We start from the raw sequence: 22568 nt of genomic DNA, 5'->3' as shown, positions 1-22568 counted from the left end.
ACCGGTCAGTTACCGGAAGGATCTTTCAGGTAACGAAAGAACGTGCTGTCAGGCTTGAGCAAAATCACATCGTTCTGATTGAAGGTCTCGGTATAGGCATTCAGACTGCGGGTAAACGCATAGAATTCCGGATCCTTGCTGAACGCGGCGTTGTAGATACGCGATGCTTCTGCGTCCCCTTCACCACGTGTGCGCTCGGCATCCCGATAGGCTTCTGCCTCAATCACCGTTTTCTGACGATCGGCATCGGCCTGGATACCTTCTGCCAGCTCACGACCTTGTGAACGATGTTCACGGGCTTCCCGATCACGTTCTGCAGACATCCGTTGATACACAGACTCGCTCAGGTCTTCAGGCAAATCGATCGCCTTGACCCGCACGTCCAATACTTCAATCCCCAATTCGGCCTGGGTTTCTGTATTAAGCAGCGCTGTCAGTTTGGTCATCAGCTTGTCACGCTCGCCGGATACCACATCGTGCATGGTGCGGGAAGCGATTTCATCACGCAGCCCTTTGTTCATCAGGTTGGAGAGCAGTTTCGATGCTTCCATCCGATTACCGGAAGTGGCCTGGTAATAAGCCCGTACATCTTCAATGCGCCATTTCGCGAACGCATCCACAATCACGTACTTTTTACCCGCAGTCAGAAAGCGGGCTGAGCTGGAATCCAGCGTCAGTACACGCGCATCAAACAGCTTGACGGTTTCAATAAAAGGCACCTTCCAATGCAATCCGGGCTGAATATCCGCATCGACAATTTCACGGAATTTCAACTTGATAGCACGTTCAGTTTCGTTAACCACGTACAAACCCTGACTGGCAAGCAGCAGGACAGCACCTGCAATCACGGCGCTGGCAAAGGCTTTCGGAGACATTAACGACCCTCCCGACGAGTAGTGGTAGTAGTTGAGCTTTGGCGTGAGCGTACTTCTTCCAGCACCTGATCGGTGAGGCGGGAAATATCGCTACTGGTCAATTGACCACTACCGGATGCCGCCTGAGATGCTGGCATGGCCTTCATCAACTGATCCAATGGCAGATACATCATGTTGTTACCACCATCAACATCCACCAGTACCTTGCTGGACTGGGTGTAGACATCGGAGATGGCATCGATATACAGACGTTCACGCATGACCTTCGGGGCCTTGCGATATTCCGCTAACAAATCGTTAAAACGGGCGGCCTGACCTTCGGCACGGGCAATCACCTGCTCTTTGTAGGCCGATGCTTCTTCCAGCTGACGCTGGGCACGACCACGGGCTTCTGGTACTACCGAGTTGGCATAGGCTTCGGATTCACTGATAAAGCGATCCTTGTCCTGCTTGGCTTTCTGCACATCATCAAAGGACGCCGCTACCTGGGTCGGTGGACGGGCATCCTTGATGTTGACCGTGTTCAGCACCATCCCGGTTTGATAACGGTCGAGGTAATCCTGCAAGCGAATCTGCACCTGGTCTGCCAACAGATTACGACCAATGGTCAGGATCTGATCCATTTCTGTCGAACCAACCGCATGACGCAAGGCACTTTCTGCCGCCGCCACCAAGGTACGCTCCGGTGATTCCACCCGCAGGGCATAGGCCACTGGGTCAGATACCCGGTACTGTACGCTGAGCTCGATTTCGACAATGTTTTCGTCTTCGGTCAGCATCCGTTCTTTCACTTCCACTTCCCGGACACCGGTGGTGTTAACCGGTATCACGTGGTCGACCAGTGGGATTTTGAAACGCAAACCGGGGTTTTCGGTTGAGCTGTATTTACCCAGACGCAGCACGACACCACGTTCGGTTTCATCCAGTGTGTATACCGAGTTGAACCCCAGCATCACCACCAGAATGGCACCTGCAATCACCAGCATGCCACCGATACCGCCGTTGCCATTGCTGTTATTGTTGTTACCGCCACCAGACCCCTTGCCGCCAAACAGACTGTTCAGCTTGTCGAGCAACTGCTTGAGTGCCTCGTCCAGGTCAGGTGGCTGGCCGCCACCGCCGCGGTTATTATTACCGCGGTTGTTATTACCCCAAGGATCGTTGGGATTGCCCTTACCGCCGGGCTCATTCCAGGCCATAGTTAACTCCAGTCAGGAAGCATCCAATACATAAAAACCGGGCCGTAATCGCCTTTCCCTGCGGGAGTGGCATTCGGGCCCGTTCCATAAAATTCAATCGTCAATGATAACGTTTTTGGCCAGGATTGCGACCAAAGCCGTTCCTGTTACTGCCAGGCTTCACGAACCTCTGGCAAGAACCGCGATTCTGCAATATCTGCCCGTGCCAAGGCACGTTTGAAGTCTTGCAACTGCAAACGTACCGACAACAACATATCACCGTTATCTTCGTAGTGTTCACGCTGGATAGCACCCAGGTCATACAGTATGGCACGCAGTTTTGCGTCCGCCGGAGTCAACAGGATATCGTCGTCCAGCAGCTCTTCTCCCAGCAGCTCGCCAATTGCCTGGGTCAACAGCTCAAAGCCATTACGATCGACTGCAGATAACCAGATGGCCACCGGCTTGCCGTGTTCGTCACGATCAATCCGCGCTTCAGCCCGGTCCAGCAAGTCGATCTTGTTGTAGATCCGCAGCTGCGGCACTTCCATCGCATCGATCTCGGTCAGAACCGATTCAACCTCAGCGATATTGCCATCCCGCTCTGCCGCTGCACTATCAATTACATGCAGCAATAAATCCGCTTCAGCCGCTTCTTGCAATGTGGCCTGAAAGGCTTCTACCAGTTTATGCGGCAGGTGACGGATAAAACCGACGGTATCGGCCAGGACAACTTCGCCGATGTCATCCACCGGCAAACGCCGCAAGGTCGGGTCCAGAGTGGCAAACAGCTGATCGGCGGCATACACCTCTGCACACGTCAACGCATTAAACAGCGTCGATTTGCCGGCGTTGGTATAACCCACAATGGCAACCGTTGGTACCGAGGAACGCTGTCGCGCTCGCCGCCCCTGTTGTCGTTGTGCGCGCACCTTGGCCAAACGGGCGTTGATGTTTTTTACCCGCTCTCGCAGCAAACGCCGGTCGGTTTCAAGCTGGGTTTCACCCGGCCCGCGCATACCAATCCCGCCTTTTTGTCGCTCCAGGTGGGTCCAGCCCCGAATCAACCGGGTTGCCTGATACTGCAACTGGGCCAGCTCAACCTGCAGCTTGCCCTCGTGGGTGCGGGCACGCTGGGCAAAGATATCCAGAATCAGCCCGGTACGATCAAGCACACGGCACTGCAGGGCGCGTTCCAGGTTACGCTCCTGACTGGGGGAAAGAGAGTGATTGAAGATCACCAGCTCGCAGTCGTGCAAATGCACAAGATCGTGAATTTCTTCAACTTTGCCGCTGCCAATAAAGAATTTGGCATCGGGCACATCACGTTTGCTGGTAACCAGTTCGGCCGGATCTGCTCCGGCAGAGATCACGAGTTCCCGAAATTCAGCAAGGTCTTCACGATTGACACCTTCCGGGAAATCGATATGCACCAGAACGGCTGTCTCGCCGCCGTTCTGTGGGCGCTCAAAAAACAATTAGACGCTACTCCCAGTCCTGTCAGTTATCGTCGCCAGACTCGTCACCGGTTTCCATTGGCTGCATCCGTACATTACGGGATGGCACAACGGTTGAGATGGCGTGTTTGTAAACCATTTGGCTGACGGTATTTTTCAACAAAATCACAAATTGGTCGAAAGATTCGATTTGCCCTTGCAGCTTGATGCCGTTAACCAAAAAAATAGATACAGGAATACGCTCTTTCCTGAGCTGATTTAGGTAAGGGTCTTGTAGCGAGTGCCCTTTTGACATTGTAATAGTCTCCTCAAAGAGTGGTGCCCCCAATATACGGCGGCAAAAAATAGAATAAACCCAGTCCGCTGCTTTTTCAGGGCAACTCGCTAAATATGGCGTTCACCTCGAGTATTTTCAAGGCACTTGTCAACAGATCCGCTGAATCTGTCTCAAGCCAGTGCAAATCCGGCCAGCCACGCAGCCAGGTAATCTGCCGTTTGGCCAGCTGGCGCGTGGCAATAATGCCGCGTTCCGTCATGCTGTCATAATCACACAGCCCTTCGAGATAGTCCCATACCTGGCGATACCCCACAGCCCGGACCGATGGCAACCCGGTATGCAAATCGCCGCGCTGGTACAGATGCCGCACCTCTTCCACAAAACCTTCGCGCAGCATTTGCTCAAAACGGTACGCAATACGCTGATGCAATTGCGCCCGGTCGTTGGGGCAAACCGCAAGGTTGACCACCCGATAGGGCAGCGGTTCCGTCTGTTGTTCCTGCCAGTATTGGGTCAGCGTTTTGCCGGATACCCGATACACTTCCAGCGCCCGCTGGATACGCTGCTGATCCATGGGCTGCAAACGCGCCGCGGATTCCGGGTCAACGTCAGCCAGTTGGGCATGCATCCACGGCCAGCCATGTGCCTGTGCTTCAGCCAACAGCTGGCTACGCACCACATCATCCGCGCGCGGCAGGTCGGCAGCCCCATCACGCAGGAACTTGAAGTACATCATGGTGCCGCCCACCAGCAACGGAATCCGTCCCTGGGCACTGATATCCGCCATTTCACGCAGCGCATCCTCGCGAAAACGGGCGGCAGAATAAGGCTCGGCCGGATCACACAGATTGATCAGCCGGTGCGGTGCCTGGGCCAGCATCGCCGCATCCGGTTTGGCGGTGCCGATGTCCATATCCCTGTACACCAGCGCCGAATCCACACTGATGATATCGCAGGGGTAACGCTTGACCAGCTCCAGCGCCAGGGCTGTCTTGCCAGACGCAGTCGGCCCCATCAGAAAAATGGCGGGTGGTAATCCCGAGTGTGTCACTAGCGTCCCCTCAGAAACAGTTTGTCGAGCTCGGTCATGCTGAGCTGGGTCCAGGTTGGACGGCCATGATTACACTGGCCACTGCGCTCCGTCGCTTCCATATCACGCAACAACGCGTTCATTTCGGCAATCGTCAGTTTACGGTTGGCCCGCACGGAACCATGGCAGGCCATTGTCGAGAGTATTTCGTTGCGGTGCGCCTGAATGCGGTCAGAGGTGCCGTGTTCCAACAAATCGCCCAACATATCCGTGACCAATTGTGGCACCACGGCCTGTTGCAGTAACACGGGGATTTGTCGGATCAGCAACGATTCCGGCCCCACTCGTGCCAGCTCCACTCCCAGGCGCCGGAACTCTTCCGCGTGCTGTTCGGCCATATCCGCTTCCCGTTCACTGACCGCCAGCGTTTCGGGCACCAGCAAGGGCTGACTGGCCACTTGCTGTTGATCGACCGATATTTTCAGCCGCTCATAGGTAATGCGTTCATGCGCGGCGTGCATATCAACCAGCACCAGACCAACGCTGTTCTGCGCCAGAATATAAATGCCATGCAGCTGGGCAACAGCCAACCCCAATGGCGGCAGATCACCATCGTCGGCCGCAGGCATCGCCATGGGCTGAGCGCTTAATGGCAACGGCTTGCTCATGCTTTCATAGGCACTGAGCTGATTGGCAATCTGGTTGGTCGATGGTCGCGGATCAAGCGCGGAGGACGAGTTAGCCGACGGATACGGATTGGCAGCCGGTGCTTGCCATGGCAGTCGTTCCTGGCTGGTAAATTCGCCGCTGTCCTGCCCTGGTCTCGCCGTCGGCTGGCCATGCGGACGTGTCTCAGCCTCGCCCACGGGGGCCGTACCATCTGTGGATACCACGCCAGTTGATGCCCCCAGGCCAGCACCGTTGGTTGGTGGCAACTGGTCAGAGGGTCGTACATCCGCCAGCACCCGATGCAGGGTGCGGAACAGGAAGTCATGCACCAGACGACCATCCCGAAACCGCACTTCGTGCTTGGTGGGATGCACATTCACATCCACCAGCTTCGGGTCCAGTGTCAGGTACAGCACAAACGCCGGGTGACGACCATGAAACAATACATCGCGATAGGCCTGCTTGATGGCATGCACCACCAGCTTGTCTCGTACCGCCCGGCCGTTGACGTAAAAATATTGCATATCCGCCTGCGAGCGGGAGAACGTCGGCAACGCCACCCAGCCCGACAACAACAATCCCGCCGCTTCGGTATCCACATGCAAGGCGTTATCAATAAACTGTGGCGACAGAATGGCCGCCACCCGGCGTTCCTGTTCGACACCTCGCTCAGCCGCACGCAACTGGTGAATCACCCGATTGTTATGGCGCAGGCAAAACGCCACGTCGTAACGGCTCAGGGCCAGTTTTTTCAGGTGATCTTCCAGGTGTGAGAATTCGGTCTTTTCAGTGCGTAGAAACTTGCGCCGCGCCGGCGTGTTAAAAAACAGATCCCGAACTTCCAGCGTGGTCCCTGGCGGGTGCGCCGCCGGTGCAACATGTGTCACCATATCCCGGCCTTCTGCAGTCACTTGCCAGGCCTCTGCCGCCTCCTGATAACGAGAGGTTAACGTCAGCCGCGACACCGAGCTGATCGAGGCCAGTGCTTCTCCGCGAAACCCCATGGTAATCACAGCTTCCAGGTCATCAAGCGTATTGATCTTGCTGGTCGCGTGGCGACTCAGGGCCAATGACAGATCGTCTTTTTCTATCCCGGCGCCATTGTCACGCACCCGTAACAACTTGACGCCCCCTTGCTCGGCATCCACATCGATACGGGTGGCACCGGCATCCAGGGCATTTTCAACCAGCTCTTTGACGATATTGGCGGGGCGTTCGACCACTTCCCCGGCAGCAATCTGGTTGGTGAGGCGCGGGGAAAGCAAATGGATATTGGGCATGACAGTTCAGAGACCAGGAATTTTGATGGTTTGGCCGATACGGATCTGATCGCTGTTCAGGCCATTAACGCGGCGTAGCTCATTCAGGCCAACACCATGTTTAATAGCCAGGTCCGACAGGGTATCGCCGCTGCGAATCACATAAGAGTGGGCTCCGCTGCCCTGATTACGCTGCCGTTGCGCTTCCAGCAAGGTGCCACTCGGTGGATGTTCACTGAAATAGTCCTTGATGCCATTAAAAATAGCGGTCGCCATCTGGCGCTGATACTTGCGGGTGCCCAGTTTACGTTCTTCTTCCGGGTTGGAAATAAAGCCGGTTTCAACCAGCAGAGCCGGAATATCCGGTGCTTTCAGCACCACAAAAGCCGCTTCTTCTACCTGTCGTTTATGCAGATAAGAGATTTTTTTCATATAACCCAGAATATCGGCACCGATCCGCTTGCTGGAATTACGCTGATAGGTCATCGACAGATCCAGCAGCGTCATTTTCAGGTGATCGTCTTTATCTTCCAGGGAAATCCCACCGACCAGGTCGGCGTTGTTTTCCTTGTCTGCCAACCAGCGGGCTGTCTCACTGGTCGCACCACGATCCGACAAGACATATACCGAACTGCCGTTGGCGCTGGCCTGCATAAAGGCATCGGCGTGAATCGATACCAGAAAATCCGAGTTGGCCGACCGGGCTTTTTCGGTACGTTCCCGCAAGCCAATATAATAATCACCGGTACGTACCATAAAGGGGGTAAAACCGGCTTCTTTTTTCAACAGCGCCTGTAATTCCTTGGCGATCGCCAGTACCACATGTTTTTCCTGGGTACCTTTCGACCCGGAAGCCCCCGGATCTTCACCGCCGTGGCCAGCATCGATAGCCACAATAATATCCCGATGGCCAGCTGCGGAAGTCTCCGCCTGTTTGACCGGCTTCACTGGCGATAGTGACTGGGTGGTTTCTGGCCGCTTCAGATCAACCACCAACCGGTGATTGGCGTACACATCGTTCGGCGGCAACGGGAAGCTGCTCGGTTTCAGCGTTTCATCAAGGTCGAGCACAATACGCAGTACTTTTTTACTGGGGTGGCCGATACGAATACTGGCCACCGCCGTTCCTTCCAGGTCAATGTCAGCAGTATCCAATAGCATCTCGGCATCATTCAGATCGATCACGACGCGACTGGGGGAACTGAGAGGGAAAATCTTGTGTTCGGATGGCTCGGTCAAATCAAACACCAGCCGAGTGCTGTCCGGTGATTGCCAGACCCGGATATCCCGTACATCCGCCTGCACCAATACGCTGCCAGTCAGCGCCAACAGCCAACAAGCACAACGACACAGGTGGCCAAGCACAGTCGCCCGGTTTGCCTTGAGGGTGATGCCCATCATCCTTCGGCATCCTCTTGCTCCAGCGCCGTTAACCAGGCTACCGCCCGCTCGGTCTGCCCCTGCAAACTCAGACGACGGGAGTCACCCAGGTCATCAAAGTGAATATCCAGATCCGCTATTGGTAACACGCCCCGACCCTTATCGGGCCACTCCACCAAACACAACACCTGACCAGCGAGATAATCACGGATGCCCATAAATTCCAGCTCTTCCGGATCACCCAGACGATAGAGGTCAAAGTGACAGACCTGGCAACTGGCCAGATCATAGTCTTCGACCAGTGTATAGGTCGGGCTTTTGACCGCTCCAGTATGGCCCAGCGCCTGAATCAGCCCTCGACAAAACGCCGTTTTACCAGCCCCCAGCGTCCCTTGCAAAAAGATCAGCCCGCCATCCGTCAACAGTGGCGCCAGACGCGCTGCCAGCTGTCGTGTGGCGGCCTCACCATGTAATTCACAAGTGAAAGTCTTTCGGGCAGAAGGGGGACAATCGGTCACGGCGATCATTAACTCGTTCGAGAGAAGTATTTCAGATATCGGAAAGCGGGCAAGTGTAGCAGCCCACCCGCCGATTCCCAATGTAAATGGCAACGAACCATCCGGGCATCAAACACTCAACTGTCGTTATTCAATGCACGCAGGTAAGGAAACAAATCACTGGCCAACAAACCACGACTCCCTCCTTCTTCTGCCGCCAGATCAGCAGCAGCACTGTGCAGACAAACGCCCAACCGGGCCGCCTGCCAGGCATCACACCCCTGGGCGATCAGGGCTGCAACCACCCCGGTCAATACATCTCCCATGCCACCAGTGGCCATACCCGGATTCCCATCGGTGCAGACGGCTACCCGGCCATCCGGATGCGCCACCAGAGTGCCACGCCCTTTCAGGACCACAACGGCCTGATATTTCTCCGCCAATGCTCTGGCTGCCGCAAAACGATTCTGCTGCACATGCAGGGTATCCATCCCCAGCAGGCGCGCCGCTTCTCCGGGATGCGGGGTCAGCACAACATTACGCTGGGAAAATTCGTGGAACCAGGCCGGTGTCGCGAGCAAGTTCAAGCCATCCGCATCCAGCACCAGCGGTTTTTCGCTTTTCAATGCCTGTTGCAGCATCAACTCAGCCCAGCTGCCTTGCCCCATCCCCGGACCAACGGCCAGTACACTGGCACTGTCGAGCAAGCTTGCCAGTTCCAGACCAGAAACAACCCCGTGCACCATGACTTCCGGGCGACGTGCCAGCACTGCAACGCCATGCTCTGGACGCGTCGCACAGCTGACCAAACCCGCACCGGAACGACCAGCCGCCTCAGAAGCCATTATCACCGCACCGGCCATGCCCAGATTACCGCCGATAACCAGCACATGCCCAAACTGGCCCTTGTGTGTATTACCGGAACGTAACGGCAATAGCTGGCTCAATTGCCGCAAGCGGTGCCAGCTGATGCGTTCACAATCAGGAACCAGACGACCGCTGCTATCGCTTTCCGTCGACAGAGCCGCAAAAGCAATCTCACCACAGAGATCCGGGCCATCGGCCACCAATAAGCCGCGTTTGACACCAATAAACGTGACCGTCATGGCGGCGTAGACCGCCACGCCCATAACGCCACCGGTATCGGCATCCAGGCCCGACGGAATATCCAGCGCCAGTACATCGGCCGGGTGCCCATTGACAGCCCAGATCACATCCGCATACAAACCGGCGACGGTAGTATTCAAACCGATACCCAACAGGGCATCCACAATCAGTTCACCGTCAAAATCCAGTTCCCCTTCAAATGCACGGGGAAGCACGCCAGCATCCAGCGCCATTTGCCGGGCTTCGGTACTGGCCTCCGACAGCTGGTCGTGATCACCCAGCGTATACAAATGCACATCCATACCATGCAAGGCCGCCAGAGCCGCCAATACATAACCGTCACCGCCGTTATTACCGGCACCGGCGATGACACATACGGATTCTGTTGAGCCCCAACGTCCCAGCAAGCAGGCAAACGCTGCTTCTCCGGCACGGGCCATTAATTCAAAGGATCGAATACCTTCGGCTGCCATTACAGCCTGATCCAGTTTTCTTACCTGTTCGGCGCTATACAGCGCTCCGGGCAGGTGATCTACAATACTGTTTGGTCGTTTCATCCATGATTCCTGCAAATAGAACAACGCCATTGCTTCTGATCAGCATCAAGGCTACCTCGACAGCACACAACAATCATAAGGCGGCGATTAAACATAATGAGTGACTCCAAGATTAACACCGAGGGCTATTTGTCGCTGTGATAAAATGACCGAATTATAACCAGTCTCTTGCCACTAAGCGAAATCATGTCTGACAATCCTCACGTTATACCATCTTCTACGCTTAATGCGCTGCGCCAACAGTTGACAGACTGGGGAAATGAACTGGGGTTCCAGCAAGTAGGAGTGACAGATATTGACCTGAGTGAGCACAGTCACACACTGCAACAGTGGCTCAGTCAGGGCTATCACGGTGAAATGCACTATATGGCCGACCATGACGACATGCGCTGGCGTCCCGACAAACTGATGCCCGGCACGGTGCGGGTAATCAGTGTCCGCATGGATTATCTGGCTCCGCAGGTCGACCTGATCCCACAGTTACAAAACCCCAACAACGCCTATATTTCCCGTTATGCGCTGGGCAGGGATTACCATAAGCTGATCCGCAAACGGTTAACCCAACTGGGAAAAAAACTGGCAGCAGAAGTCGACAACCTGGGGTTTCGGGCCTTTGTTGACAGCGCCCCGATTATGGAACGAGCGTTAGCCACCAAAGCCGGGCTGGGCTGGATTGGCAAAAACACCCTGTTAATCAATCGTAAAGCCGGATCGTATTTTTTTCTTGGCGAACTGTTGACCGACTTGCCCCTGCCCATCGATCCACCCTACCCGCAAGAGCATTGCGGCCGCTGTACGGCTTGTCTGGATATTTGCCCGACCCAGGCCTTTGTTGGCCCCCAGGTACTGGATGCCCGGCGCTGCATTTCCTATCTCACCATTGAACTGGACGGCCCGATTCCAGTAGAGCTGCGCCCAGGCATGGGCAATCGTATTTTTGGTTGTGACGACTGCCAGATTGGCTGCCCCTGGAATCGCTTCAGCAATAGCAGCAAGGAAACCGACTTCACCCCCCGCCACCAGCTCGACAAGGCCACCCTGCTGGAACTGTTCCAGTGGGATGAGGCAACCTTCCTGAAAAAAACCGAAGGCATGCCCATTCGTCGTACCGGCCATGAAAACTGGCTACGCAATATCGCGGTCGCTCTGGGAAACGCCCCCGCCAGCCTCGACGTGGTGGCGGCGCTGGAAAACAAACGCCCACAAGTCAGTGAGCTGGTGCAGCAACATATCGACTGGGCGCTGGCACAGCAGTCGCGATAACACAAACAAGTCATCAACCACTGGCACGGCGATTACAACAACCCACTGACACGCAGCCCGTCACGATGCTGTCGGCGCTGCCGGTGAACGTTGAGCAAACACCACCCAGACACAAATACCGTACAAGGCTGCCACCAACGCCGCGATCAGATAGAGGAAATGACCCGAAACAAGCTCCACAAAAGAAGTCAGGAACTGGCCCAGAAATATAGCCATGGCAAAATACGATAAATTTTTACCGCGCTGGCCGGGGTCACTTCGTTCAACCGTCATATGATTCAGCAATGGAATCGAAAGCCCGAATCCCATCCCCGCCAGCAATCCACCCAAGACCAGAACCGACACGCTGGCTCCGACATAAAAAGCCAGATGCCCCAGCGCATAAAATACAAACGCCAGACTCAGTGTGCCCTTATCTTTCCAGCGCAGGTTTACCCTTGGCAAAAAGTGGGCAGTAATAACCGCAACAAACGATATAAATGCCAGCAACAGCCCAATGTGATCGGCGCTATAACCCGACTTTTCCATACTGAGCGGTAACACCACGATCACCGTAAAAAATATCATCATTGCCATACAGGCCGACAGATACACCCACAACAATGACCTGGAGCCTGACCCGCTGGATTCAGGGCTTTCCGCTAACGATATCGGCTGGGCAGACGTATCAGGCACAAACAAAAACAGCATCCCCAGAAACAGCCAGGCAACCAGATAGATAAAGAAGGGTAATTCCCAGGACTGAACCGCCAGCAAGCCACCAATAAACAGGAAAATCACACCTCCTGCCTCCACCGCCATGCCTTGCCGGGCAATCATTTTCAAGCGCTCATGCCCAACGTAAAACTGTGAAATCAGTGTCGTACTGCCAGCCATCACCACCGTGGTCATCGCCCCCAGTGCGATCCGGTTGCTGTATACCGCTATAGGCCCAGACAACCATTGCCCGGAAACGCCCAGTGCACCGTACAAAAACAAAGCAACAAAAGTACATGGATAAGCACCAAACCGATCAATCAAACGCCCGGCAAACGGCGCGAACAACACCGCTCCCAGCGCAGGCAATGTGATCAGGAAACCGGCGTGATCTGCGACCCCCAGAGACATCGAAATACTGGCCAACCCTGGCGCAACCACCGCCCCCACCATAATGGTCAGGCAGGAAATACACAGCAAGGTATAGCTGCCCAAAGAAGAAAGTCGGCTCATTAATCAAAAGCTCCTGCATGAATAAAAATTACCCGGCGTCATGACACAGACAGATTCAACGGCCAATATCTGCCTGAAATCCGCACCGGAACACAAAGAGTAAGTCCTTGGCAGCTAGAACAGAAATGGTTTAATATCATCACAGCCATACGGATTGAGTATCAATAAATGGAATTGAAGCCGTTAAAAAGTTTTATTGCCGTTGCGACATTAAAAAGTTTTTCCGCTGCGGCGCGGGAGCTGCATACCGTGCAGCCAGCAATCAGTCGCCATATCGCAGCGCTGGAAAAAGAACTGGGCACCCTGTTGTTTATTCGCAACACACGCGATGTGCATATCACGGCGGCTGGCCGACAATTATTCACCGATGCAACGCGCATATTGCAACAAGCAGAAGAAGCCGTCCTGCGTACCCAAAAAGCCGCCAATGGTGAATTGGGCAGCCTGAAAGTAGGCTATTTACCTTCCGCCTGTTTGACCTTTATTCCGGATCTGGTGCAACGTTTTCATAGCCAGTACCCGGATGTTGAAATCAGTCTGTTTGAAATGACCGCATCCGAGCAATTACTCGCCTTTGAAACCAATCACATTGATATTGGTATCTCTCGGCCACTGCCGCAGGAGCTGCAAACCACTTTTACCAGCCAATTGCTCTATACCGATCAGTTAACCCTTGTACTGCCTTCGCAGCATGCGCTGGCACAGCGGCAGTCAATACGTCTGGATGACCTCAGGCAAGAGCACATTATTTTATTTCAAAGGGAAGAAGCCGTAGGTTTATTCGACAGCATTATCAATCTTTGCCAACGCCATCATTTTTCACCCCATATTTCTGCCCAGCCCAAACACATGCAGACAGTGTTAACCATGGTGGCCGCCGGGCTGGGGGTTGCTATCGCGCCCTTGTGCGTGTCGAAGCTGTTTACACAAGGCTGTCGATTTATGCCGATTGAAGATGACCACACCCAGGTACTGACGCAAATGCATTACCGCTCATCCCGACTGGCACCCACAGCCCAAGCCTTTGTGAACATTGCCTCAGAATCCGTGCCGTGGATTCAAAACAGCGTTCAGGCATAGACGCCCTACAGACCTCGGATCGACGAGCAACAACCAACATAGTGAGAGAGTGAGAGAGTGAGAGAGTGAGAGAGTGAGCACAGCACTCCCCCACTCTTGCTCCGTCAAGAAGTGCTGAAGCCAGGCGTCAGATCATGACGGGCGCTTGGCAAACTGATAACGGTTCAGTCGCCGCTCCAGCAAACGGAACACCAGAATCATGACGGCAGCAATGGCCAGGTACACCATGCCTGCCGCAAAAAACATTTCCAGTGGCGTGTAGGTTCTGGCAATAATCGTCCGTGCCATGCCAGTCAAATCCAGCAAGGTAATCGTCGAGGCCAGCGCCGAACTTTTCAGCATCAACAGCACTTCGTTGCTGTAACCCGGCAACACGATACCAGCAGCACGCGGCAGGATAATACGCCGGATCATGGTCAATTTACTCATCCCCAACGCCAGCGAGACTTCGATCTCACCTTTGGGAATCGCCTGAATCGCCGCCCGAATCAACTCGGCGGTATAAGCGGCCGTATTCATCGAGAAAGCAATAATCGCGCACCAGTAAGGCTCACGCAGAACAGGCCACAAAAAGGACTCTTTCACAGCATCAAACTGTGACGCGCCGTAATAGATCAGAAAGATTTGCACCAGCAATGGTGTACCGCGAAAGAAAAAGATATAGGCGTACGGAAACGCTCTCACCAGCGGATTAGCCGATGCTCGCGCCAGCGCCAACGGCACCGCCAGAGCCAATCCCAACAAGCCGGAAACAGCCACCAGCTCCAGAGTCAGCCAAGCCCCTCCCAATAACCGCGGTAGATATTCCCAAATAACCCCCCACTCCCAGCTCATGCGCGGTTTCCTCTTAATTCGGGTTTACTGCGACGTTCGAGATAACCGGTAATCAGTGTGGTGGCAACCGTGAGTAACAGATACAACAAGGCAGCAGCAAGATAAAAATCGAACGGTTGTTTGGTATTGGCAGCACCGACCGACGCTTGCCGCATCAGCTCATTCAAACCAACCACAGAGACCAGAGCCGTATCTTTCAGCAAGACCTGAAACAGATTGCCCAAACCAGGAATAGCCAGGCGCCACACTTGCGGCATGATGATACGAACAAAGGTTTTTAATGGCGTCATACCCATGGCCGCAGCGGATTCCCACTGGCCCTTGGGTAAATCCATCATCGCCATTCGGAACACTTCGGTGGAGTACGCACCAAAGGCAATCGCCAGCGCCGCCACTGCCGCCGCAAACTGGCCAACATCGATATATTCGTCGTAGCCAAACATACTGGCAATCCACATCAATAGCTGTGAACCGCCAAAATACAGAGTCAACACCAGTAACAGCTCTGGAATACCCCGTACAACCGTGGTGTAGGTCGTTGCGATCGCACGGGCAACAGGAGAAGCAGACAGCCGGGCCGAAGCACCACACAAGCCGATGATCAGGCCAAAAAACAGACTGACCAAGGCCAGCTCAATGGTGACCCACAAGCCGCTCAACAGCAGCTGGCCGTACCCTTGTAAATCCATAACAGTTGCGACTCTCGTCCAGAAGCAGAAATAGCACCGGAGCACTCAGAGCGAGTGACTCCGGCAGGCAATATCAGTAAATATCAAACGGGAAATATTTGGCGTTGATCTCAGCGTATTTGCCATTGGCACGGATAGCCTTGATAGCAGCGCTGAATTTGTTCGCCAGCTTGTCGCCTTTACGAACAGCAATGGCAATATGGTCATCGATATCCAGGTCGTCGCCCTTGAATTCAAAGCCTTTGCCATCGTCGGTACGCAACCAGTCGTAGGCCGGGAACTTGTCCGACATAATGCCGTCCAGGCGGCCATTCGCCAGATCCAGATAAGCGTTGTCCTGGGTATCGTAGAGCTTCACATCAACGATATCGCCGAAGTTATCTTCCAGATACTGACCAGCAATAGTGGCACGCTGGGCACCAATCACCTTGCCTTTCAGACCGGCTTTGGTGACATCCAGGGTTTTGCCTTCAGGCCCAACAAAAGCCAGCATGTTGGCGTAGTATTTTTCGCTGAAATCCACGACCCGCAAACGCTCTTCAGTGATCGACATGGAAGCAATAATCGCATCGTACTTGCGAGCACGCAGCCCCGGAATAATACCGTCCCAGTCTTGCGCCACAATTTCACAATCGGCTTTCATTTCGGCACACAAGGCCTTGGCGATATCGACGTCAAAACCAATCAGGTTGCCCTGGTTATCCGTCATATTAAACGGTGCATAGGCACCTTCTGTTGCAATACGGACCTTGTCGCCCGCCAATGCCAGTGGAGCTGTCAGGCAGGATACCAACAAACAGGCTGTCGTGATTACCTTACGCATCGTTCTCTTTCCTCATGGTTGTGAATATCAGAGTTATGAATATCAATCAGGGAATTAGCCGCCGAGACCTATCGTTGGGTCCCATGGCAGCCATCGCAACACCAGCCATCGCAACACCAGAGCCATCATCCGCCCTGGTGACTGGCCATAAAATCTTTGACGCGCGGGGATTTCGGATTATCAAACACCTGTTCGGGTGTGCCGATTTCTTCCACTTGCCCTTGATGCAAAAACACCACCTGGCTGGACACCTCACGGGCAAACCGCATCTCATGGGTGACAATCAGCATGGTACGGCCTTCGTCGGCCAGCTCGCGCATCACCGCCAGCACTTCATTGACCAGTTCCGGGTCCAGTGCCGATGTCGGTTCATCAAACAACAGTACCTTAGGCTCCATCGCCAGGGTTCTGGCAATAGCCACCCGTTGCTGCTGGCCACCGGACAAATGTGCGGGATAAGCACCTTCCTTATCAGCCAGCCCCACTTTTGCTAACAATTTCCGTGCCCGTTCCATGGCTTCAGCCTTGGGAACGCCCAGAACATGTATCGGAGCTTCAATCAGGTTTTGCAAAATGGTCATATGCGGCCAGAGATTAAACTGCTGGAACACAAACCCGAGACAGGAGCGCAGCCTTTCGAGTTGCTTGCTGCTGGCGGCTTCCAGCTCGCCATGTTTGCCCGGCTTCAGCATCAGTTGTTCATTACCGATAACAATTTCGCCCTGACTGGGTTTTTCCAGCAAATTAATGCACCGCAGCAAGGTGCTCTTGCCCGAGCCACTGGAACCCAGGATAGAAATCACATCGCCCTTGGCAGCCTTTAACGTGACCCCTTTTAATACGTTCAGGTCGCCGTAGGATTTGTGAATATCGATCAGTTCCAACGCCAGATTCGAAGTACTCATTCCAGACTTCATCCTCGTAAAATGGTCAGTGCCGCGACCGACACTCTTGTTATCCTTCCATTTTCAATGGCTTGCGAATGGATGACAACCACAAATGAAACGATCGTTTAAGTAAAATGCCCATGTGGCCATTGCCGGATTATGTTCACCGACAAGAATCAGATCCGGCAGCCATACTGACGCCACCAGATAGACGCTGATAACAACATGCAAAGCCCACTCTCCGATCAAGAGCCCAAAGGCTACCGATCAATACGGATAACCCGTCCGATATCTCTCAAAAAAACCAACTCTGGCGCCTCGCATTGTGGACAATACTGGCAATATGCCCTGTTTTAGGGCCATTCTAGGTCTTGTTTTCATTTCAGATGGCGGCACATATCCAACGCAACGACCATATTCTCAGTCAATCAGCTCCTTATTACCTGGGCAAGGGCAATCACCCCGATCCCTGGTGTACACGGGTACATTGCCATAACGAAGGTGGTGTCGGCCAATGGTCAATTCCCTGTGATGCAACCGCTAGATTCCCTGGCCGTTACACGGTCCAATCTGGCAGGCGACAAGTCAGCAAGACAGCCAGGTTTGTTTTCCCGGTTGTTAATCGTCAGCCATGAACGACACCTACATGAAAGGAACAACATTATTATGCTGCCGCTGATTATTCCTATTGGTTCACTGCTCCTTGGGGTATCCCTGCTGCTGTTCGGCAGTGGTCTGCTGAACACCTTGCTGGCCTTGCGGGGTGGCCTCGAGGGCTACAGTGACAGCCTGATCGGTTATATCAGTTCGGGCTATTTTGCCGGGTTTTTTGTCGGGTTTTATATTGGCCTGCCCATTCTGCGCCGCATTGGTCATATTCGGGCGTTTGCGCTCTGTGCTGCCATTGCCGCTGCGGTTGTGTTGTTGCACAGCTTGCTGGTCAATCCGATCGCCTGGATTTTGCTACGAGTCGTCACCGGGGCAGTACTGGTGATTCTGTACACCATTATTGAAAGCTGGCTCAACAACCAGACACCACAACAGCAGCGTGGTCAGGTGTTTGCGATTTATATGGCCGTTAACCTGGTCTCCTTGGCGCTGGCGCAGCAACTCTTGCAGCTCGACAGCCCGGCCAACTTTACCCTCTTCGCGCTGGCGGCCATCTTGGTGTGTATTAGTCTGGTGCCGATTACCTGGACGCGTCTGGCCCAGCCATCGGTGTCGGAAGTGAAACGTTTTTCACCCAAAAGACTGGTCAAGCTGGCACCGGTCGCCGTCGTTGGTGGCGTCTTTTCCGGTCTTGCGATGGGGGCTTTCTGGGGACTGATGCCGGTCTTTGGCCAGCGCATCGGCTTCGACAGCAGCCAGGTGGCCATGCTGATGTCGGCAACTATTATTGGTGGTGCTATCTTCCAGTACCCACTGGGGCGCTATTCGGATCACCACGATCGCCGCCAGGTGCTGGCAATCACGGCTTCCGCCGGTGTGGTAGCAGCCTTGCTGCTGTTTCTGCTACCGGCCTCCTATTGGTTGGTACTGTCGTTAATGGCTCTCTGGGGTGGTGCTGCATTCGCGGTGTATCCGGTATCCGTTGCGCATCTGGTCGACCATCTGGAACCTGGTGATATCCTGCCTGCCGGCAGTGCCTTGCTGCTGATTCATGGCATGGGTGCCGCAGCTGGCCCCGCTGTTGCAGGGACTCTGATGGAATATTACAGCCCGCTGGCACTGCTGCTGTTTTTTGTATTGGCTCATATGATGATTGCTGCTTATGCCTTTTACTCGCTGAAACGGCCACAAACCAAGGCCGATGACATTGAATCCGCCGCGCCGTTTGTACCCATGGTACGGACAACGCCTACCGCACTGGAAATGCTGCCGGAAGATGACATCGACGACAGCGAGCCGACAGCGGATACATCCGCAGTGGATAATACAGAGGAACCGGGCAGTTCCACGAAGCCAGATGAACCACCGTTAACCCAGCCTCCAACCTCGTGAGCAGGGCGGAGGCCACAGAACAACGAACCTTATCCGACAAAACGTAACAAAAGAAACATACAACAGAGATACACAAACGCATTCAGGAACACCGTCACTCGGCCAGTTATTACAGCAAGCGCAGTTTGACCGGTTGTTCCACATGGCCCGAGCCAAGGCTCAGGCATCATGGCTGCAGAAGCCAATTAACCCGATGTCCAAGACGACATCACGACCAGTCAACCAGGGCCGCCCATCGTTCAAGATGAACCCAGCCCCGGAAGGAGAATACGCACGATGTTACTTGCCACAGACCTTGATGGTACTTTTTTGTCCGGCAACCCGGACGATCGCCAACAGCTTTATCACCTGATCAATCACCACCCCGATATCCGCCTGGCTTTTGTCACCGGCCGCGGCATCGAAATGGTTCTGCCACTGCTATCTGATCCGTCCATTCCCCAACCGGATTACATTATCTGTGATGTGGGTGCCACCATAGTGGATGGAGAAACCCTGCAACCCATTACTCATATCCAGGGAGAAGTGGAACAAAACTGGCCGGGGGAGCTGGCAGTACTGAATGCACTGGAACCCTTTACCGAGCTGCAACGTCAGGATGTCCCCCAGGAGCGTCGTTGCTCCTTCTATTGCGAGCAAGACACCCTGTCTGACGAATTAAAAGCCGCGGTCAGTCAGCTGGGCTGCGACCTGATGTATTCTTCCGACCAGTATCTGGATATTTTGCCTCGTGGAGTCAACAAGGGCACCACCCTCGACAGCCTGATCGAATGGCTGGAGCTGAGCCAGGATCAAGTACTGATTGCTGGCGACAGCTTTAATGATCTGGAAATGATTGAGCTCGACTACCCGTCTGTCTGTGTCGGCGGCTCCGAAAGCCGTCTGCTGGAAGCCACCGAGCGCAGCACCATGGTCTACCACGCAGAAAAAGCCGGTTGTGGCGGCATTATTGAAGCCTTCAATCATTTTGGCTTTCTGGGTATGGCCGGTGTCGAAGCAGAATCCCGCGAAGAACAACAAACCGGCAAGTCCGACCTGGTGGTTGTTTACCACCGCCTGCCGTTTGAAGAAAAAGTAGAAGACGGTGTGATGGTCGAACGGCCGCCATCCTCCCCCAACGGTATTATCCCGACGCTGCTGAGCTTTTTTGGTGACGGCAAACCCGGCTCCTGGGTTGCCTGGTCGACGGTGGACCCCGAGACTCCGGGCTACAAAACCCGCAGCCCGGTTGATGCTGTCAAATACCCCAAACTGATGACGGCCCGTGTTGCCCTGACGCCTCATGAAGTGGATATCTTCTACAAGAAGTTCTCCAAGGAAGCCTTCTGGCCAACACTGCATACCTTCTGGGAGCGCGCTACCTTTCTTGAAGAAGACTGGCTGGTGTACCTGGAAGTCAATCGCCTGTTTGCGGAACGAGCCGCCGCCGAAGCCGCCGAAAACGCCGTTGTCTGGATCCACGACTACAACCTCTGGATGGTGCCGGCTTTCCTGCGCGAACTGCGTCCCGACGTCACCATTGCCTTTTTCCACCACACCTACTTCCCGTCTGCCGACGTCTTCAACGTAGTGCCATGGCGTCGTGAGATTATCGGCAGCCTGCTGCAGTGCGATTTTATCGGCTTCCATATTCCACGCCAGTCAGAAAACTTCGTCGATGTTGCCCGTGGGGTTACGCCGATCAAGGTGCTGGAAAAACAGAACTGTGCACCGCGCTTCATGACCTACGGCTGTGCCGTCGGTCTGGAAGAAATGACCTCCGTTATCAAGGTCCATGGCCGCATCATTCATCTGGGTGCGCATCCGGTAGGGCTGGATCTTGGCCGTATTACCCATGCGCTCGACAAGCCGGAAATCCAGACACAAATCCGCCAGCTCAAACAGGAGCTGGAAGGCACCCGGGTCTTGCTGTCTGTCGAACGCCTCGACTACACCAAGGGGATTCTGGAAAAACTGCTCGCTTTCGAACGCTTGCTGGATGAACACCCAGAGCTGATTGGAAACGTCACCCTGGTCACTATCTGTGTTCCTGCCGCTGCCGAGATGACCGTTTACGCCGAACTGCAGGTAGATATCGAACAGGCCGTCGGACGCATCAACGGCCGCTTTGCCCAAATCGGCTGGACACCCTTGCAGTTTTTCTTCCGCAAAGTGCCGTTTGAACAACTGGTTGCCTATTACGCCATGGCCGATGTGATGTGGATTACCCCTCTGCGCGATGGCCTGAATCTGGTAGCCAAGGAATACGTTGCCACCCAAGGAATGGTCGACGGAGCCGGAGTGCTGGTATTGTCGGAATTTGCCGGTGCCGCTGCCGAACTGCGTGGAGCGCTACTTACCAACCCTCACTCACCCCATGAACTGGCCGACAGCGCCTGGCAAGGGCTGGTGATGGATGAAGCCGAAGCACGCTCTCGTATACGAGATGCGTTTGACGCCGTGCAACACCATGATATCGAACGCTGGGGGCACGACTTCCTCGACGCTGTAGAAGGCGCACGACTGGCCAACCTTGAACAAGTCAGCGAGGACAATCAGCCCGCCTGATCGCAATACCGCCACACAGACCAACGTCACCTTCGTTTCGACCGGCAGGTCAAGTAACCTGGCCTGCCGGTTTGTAATATGCCAATCCGCTCGATACTATAGAGCGCTTATTGACCAGCCCATATGGAAAGTCCTGACCTTGCCTGGATCCCGGATCTCCCCAAAGATAAAGCCCTCTGCCGCCAATAACGGGGTTACAGGTAACAAGTTATTGCACTACGGTGCGGTGAGCTTGTGCATGACCCTGTATTTCTGTTTGCTGGTCGGTATTGCGACGTCTGGCGAGATAACTCTCTGGGCTGTCCCGGTCATTTTTCTGGCGATTTATCTTGCCGACCTGTTGTCTGGCGTCGCCCATTTTATTCTCGATTATCGGCGCACTACGCCAAACTCTGGCCTCAAGGAACTGTACTTTTATCAAGGCAGTAAAGGCTCGGAGGAGTATCTCAAACAACGCACTGCGGTGATGAAAAAGATTTCACCACTGGAAACCATTGTCTTTGATTTCAAGGTTCACCACCTTAGCCCCGGCGCACTGGGCCGCCGCAGTTTCCTGCGGCTGATCATGCCCGCGATGTATTTTGTCACCCTGCCAGCCACCGTGTCGTTACTGTTGCTGCACACCCTCGACTGGATCGGCTCCCTGACGGCCTTGTTTGGCTGGACGTTGATCGGTGCCCTGATGCTGACCCAATACGCACACAGTTGTGCCCATCGGCCCAAACTTTCCCTGCTGGTGCGAGTCCTGCAAAAAACCAGACTGTTTATGACAAAAGAGCAGCATCAATCCCACCATCTCGACCTTGGCGTCGACTTCTGTATTCTGAACGGTTGGGCCAATCCGGTTGTTAATCGCATTTTCCGCTTTTGCCGCAAACACGGCTGGGTGTTCGAAGATGGGCTGGAGCCGATTTAAGCCGTTGCCTGGCCACGCCACCGAGTACACCTT

At 54.4% G+C, this 22568-nt stretch carries 19 protein-coding genes; 5 read left to right on the top strand and 14 right to left on the bottom strand.

The features are described from left to right. Positions 1-5: 5 nt before the first annotated feature. The 9 genes from hflC to Q4551_RS08845 form a co-directional block, all read right to left on the bottom strand. Entirely contained in the window at positions 6-875 is an 870-nt protein-coding gene (gene hflC / locus Q4551_RS08885; RefSeq protein WP_303433213.1) for a protease modulator HflC, read from the bottom strand. Continuing rightward, entirely contained in the window at positions 875-2074 is a 1200-nt protein-coding gene (hflK, locus tag Q4551_RS08880; RefSeq protein WP_303433212.1) for an FtsH protease activity modulator HflK, read from the bottom strand. Before hflK ends, hflC begins: the two co-directional genes overlap by 1 nt. A 146-nt stretch (positions 2075-2220) precedes the next feature. Further along, complete coding sequence (gene hflX, locus Q4551_RS08875; protein WP_303433211.1) at positions 2221-3531, bottom strand: ribosome rescue GTPase HflX; 1311 nt, start codon at positions 3529-3531, stop codon at positions 2221-2223. 22 nt (positions 3532-3553) lie between these two features. Next, the gene (gene hfq, locus Q4551_RS08870; RefSeq protein WP_303433210.1) at positions 3554-3805 is read right to left on the bottom strand and encodes an RNA chaperone Hfq; all 252 of its coding nucleotides are present in this window, start codon (positions 3803-3805) and stop codon (positions 3554-3556) included. Positions 3806-3881: 76 nt separating this feature from the next. After that, the gene (gene miaA / locus Q4551_RS08865; RefSeq protein WP_303433228.1) at positions 3882-4802 is read right to left on the bottom strand and encodes a tRNA (adenosine(37)-N6)-dimethylallyltransferase MiaA; all 921 of its coding nucleotides are present in this window, start codon (positions 4800-4802) and stop codon (positions 3882-3884) included. Positions 4803-4837: 35 nt separating this feature from the next. Then, positions 4838-6766, bottom strand: coding sequence for a DNA mismatch repair endonuclease MutL (mutL, locus tag Q4551_RS08860; RefSeq protein WP_303433209.1), 1929 nt, complete (start codon positions 6764-6766; stop codon positions 4838-4840). A 6-nt stretch (positions 6767-6772) separates the two neighbouring features. Beyond that, a complete protein-coding gene (locus tag Q4551_RS08855) occupies positions 6773-8146 on the bottom strand; it encodes an N-acetylmuramoyl-L-alanine amidase (RefSeq protein ID WP_303433208.1) in 1374 nt (457 codons plus the stop codon). Continuing rightward, the gene (gene tsaE / locus Q4551_RS08850; protein WP_303433207.1) at positions 8143-8652 is read right to left on the bottom strand and encodes a tRNA (adenosine(37)-N6)-threonylcarbamoyltransferase complex ATPase subunit type 1 TsaE; all 510 of its coding nucleotides are present in this window, start codon (positions 8650-8652) and stop codon (positions 8143-8145) included. The genes Q4551_RS08855 and tsaE overlap by 4 nt, the downstream gene beginning before the upstream one ends. 107 nt (positions 8653-8759) lie before the next feature. Then, positions 8760-10286, bottom strand: coding sequence for an NAD(P)H-hydrate dehydratase (locus tag Q4551_RS08845; protein WP_303433206.1), 1527 nt, complete (start codon positions 10284-10286; stop codon positions 8760-8762). Positions 10287-10472: 186 nt separating this feature from the next. Here Q4551_RS08845 and queG point away from each other — a divergent pair, with 186 nt between their 5' ends. Then, entirely contained in the window at positions 10473-11549 is a 1077-nt protein-coding gene (gene queG / locus Q4551_RS08840) for a tRNA epoxyqueuosine(34) reductase QueG (RefSeq protein WP_303433205.1), read from the top strand. A 60-nt stretch (positions 11550-11609) separates the two neighbouring features. On the opposite strand, the gene Q4551_RS08835 is transcribed toward queG, so the two are convergent. Next, a complete protein-coding gene (locus Q4551_RS08835) occupies positions 11610-12758 on the bottom strand; it encodes an MFS transporter (protein ID WP_303433204.1) in 1149 nt (382 codons plus the stop codon). A gap of 168 nt (positions 12759-12926) precedes the next feature. Here Q4551_RS08835 and Q4551_RS08830 point away from each other — a divergent pair, with 168 nt between their 5' ends. After that, positions 12927-13838 (top strand): LysR family transcriptional regulator, encoded by a 912-nt coding sequence (locus tag Q4551_RS08830; RefSeq protein WP_303433203.1) that lies wholly within the window; start codon positions 12927-12929, stop codon positions 13836-13838. Between the two features lie 132 nt (positions 13839-13970). Here the strand turns inward: Q4551_RS08830 and Q4551_RS08825 are convergent, their stop codons facing one another. The 4 genes from Q4551_RS08825 to Q4551_RS08810 form a co-directional block, all read right to left on the bottom strand. After that, a complete protein-coding gene (locus Q4551_RS08825; protein ID WP_303433202.1) occupies positions 13971-14672 on the bottom strand; it encodes an ABC transporter permease in 702 nt (233 codons plus the stop codon). Beyond that, the gene (locus Q4551_RS08820) at positions 14669-15361 is read right to left on the bottom strand and encodes an ABC transporter permease (protein WP_303433201.1); all 693 of its coding nucleotides are present in this window, start codon (positions 15359-15361) and stop codon (positions 14669-14671) included. The genes Q4551_RS08825 and Q4551_RS08820 overlap by 4 nt, the downstream gene beginning before the upstream one ends. Before the next feature lie 73 nt (positions 15362-15434). Further along, the gene (locus Q4551_RS08815; RefSeq protein WP_303433199.1) at positions 15435-16184 is read right to left on the bottom strand and encodes an ABC transporter substrate-binding protein; all 750 of its coding nucleotides are present in this window, start codon (positions 16182-16184) and stop codon (positions 15435-15437) included. A gap of 125 nt (positions 16185-16309) precedes the next feature. Continuing rightward, positions 16310-17089, bottom strand: coding sequence for an ABC transporter ATP-binding protein (locus Q4551_RS08810; RefSeq protein WP_303433197.1), 780 nt, complete (start codon positions 17087-17089; stop codon positions 16310-16312). A gap of 648 nt (positions 17090-17737) precedes the next feature. On the opposite strand from Q4551_RS08810, the gene Q4551_RS08805 reads away from it, so the two are divergent. The 3 genes from Q4551_RS08805 to Q4551_RS08795 all read left to right on the top strand — a co-directional run bounded on the left by Q4551_RS08805 (position 17738) and on the right by Q4551_RS08795 (position 22535). Next, a complete protein-coding gene (locus tag Q4551_RS08805) occupies positions 17738-19072 on the top strand; it encodes an MFS transporter (protein WP_303433196.1) in 1335 nt (444 codons plus the stop codon). A 276-nt stretch (positions 19073-19348) separates the two neighbouring features. Then, on the top strand, positions 19349-21619 hold the full coding sequence (ggpS, locus tag Q4551_RS08800; RefSeq protein ID WP_303433194.1) for a glucosylglycerol-phosphate synthase: 2271 nt from the start codon (positions 19349-19351) through the stop codon (positions 21617-21619). A 238-nt stretch (positions 21620-21857) separates the two neighbouring features. Next, on the top strand, positions 21858-22535 hold the full coding sequence (locus Q4551_RS08795; protein WP_303433192.1) for a fatty acid desaturase CarF family protein: 678 nt from the start codon (positions 21858-21860) through the stop codon (positions 22533-22535). Positions 22536-22568: the final 33 nt, after the last annotated feature.

Source organism: Oceanobacter sp. 5_MG-2023, assembly GCF_030548165.1.
GTDB lineage: Bacteria > Pseudomonadota > Gammaproteobacteria > Pseudomonadales > Oceanobacteraceae > Oceanobacter.
This window is presented reverse-complemented; position numbering and strand designations above follow the sequence as displayed.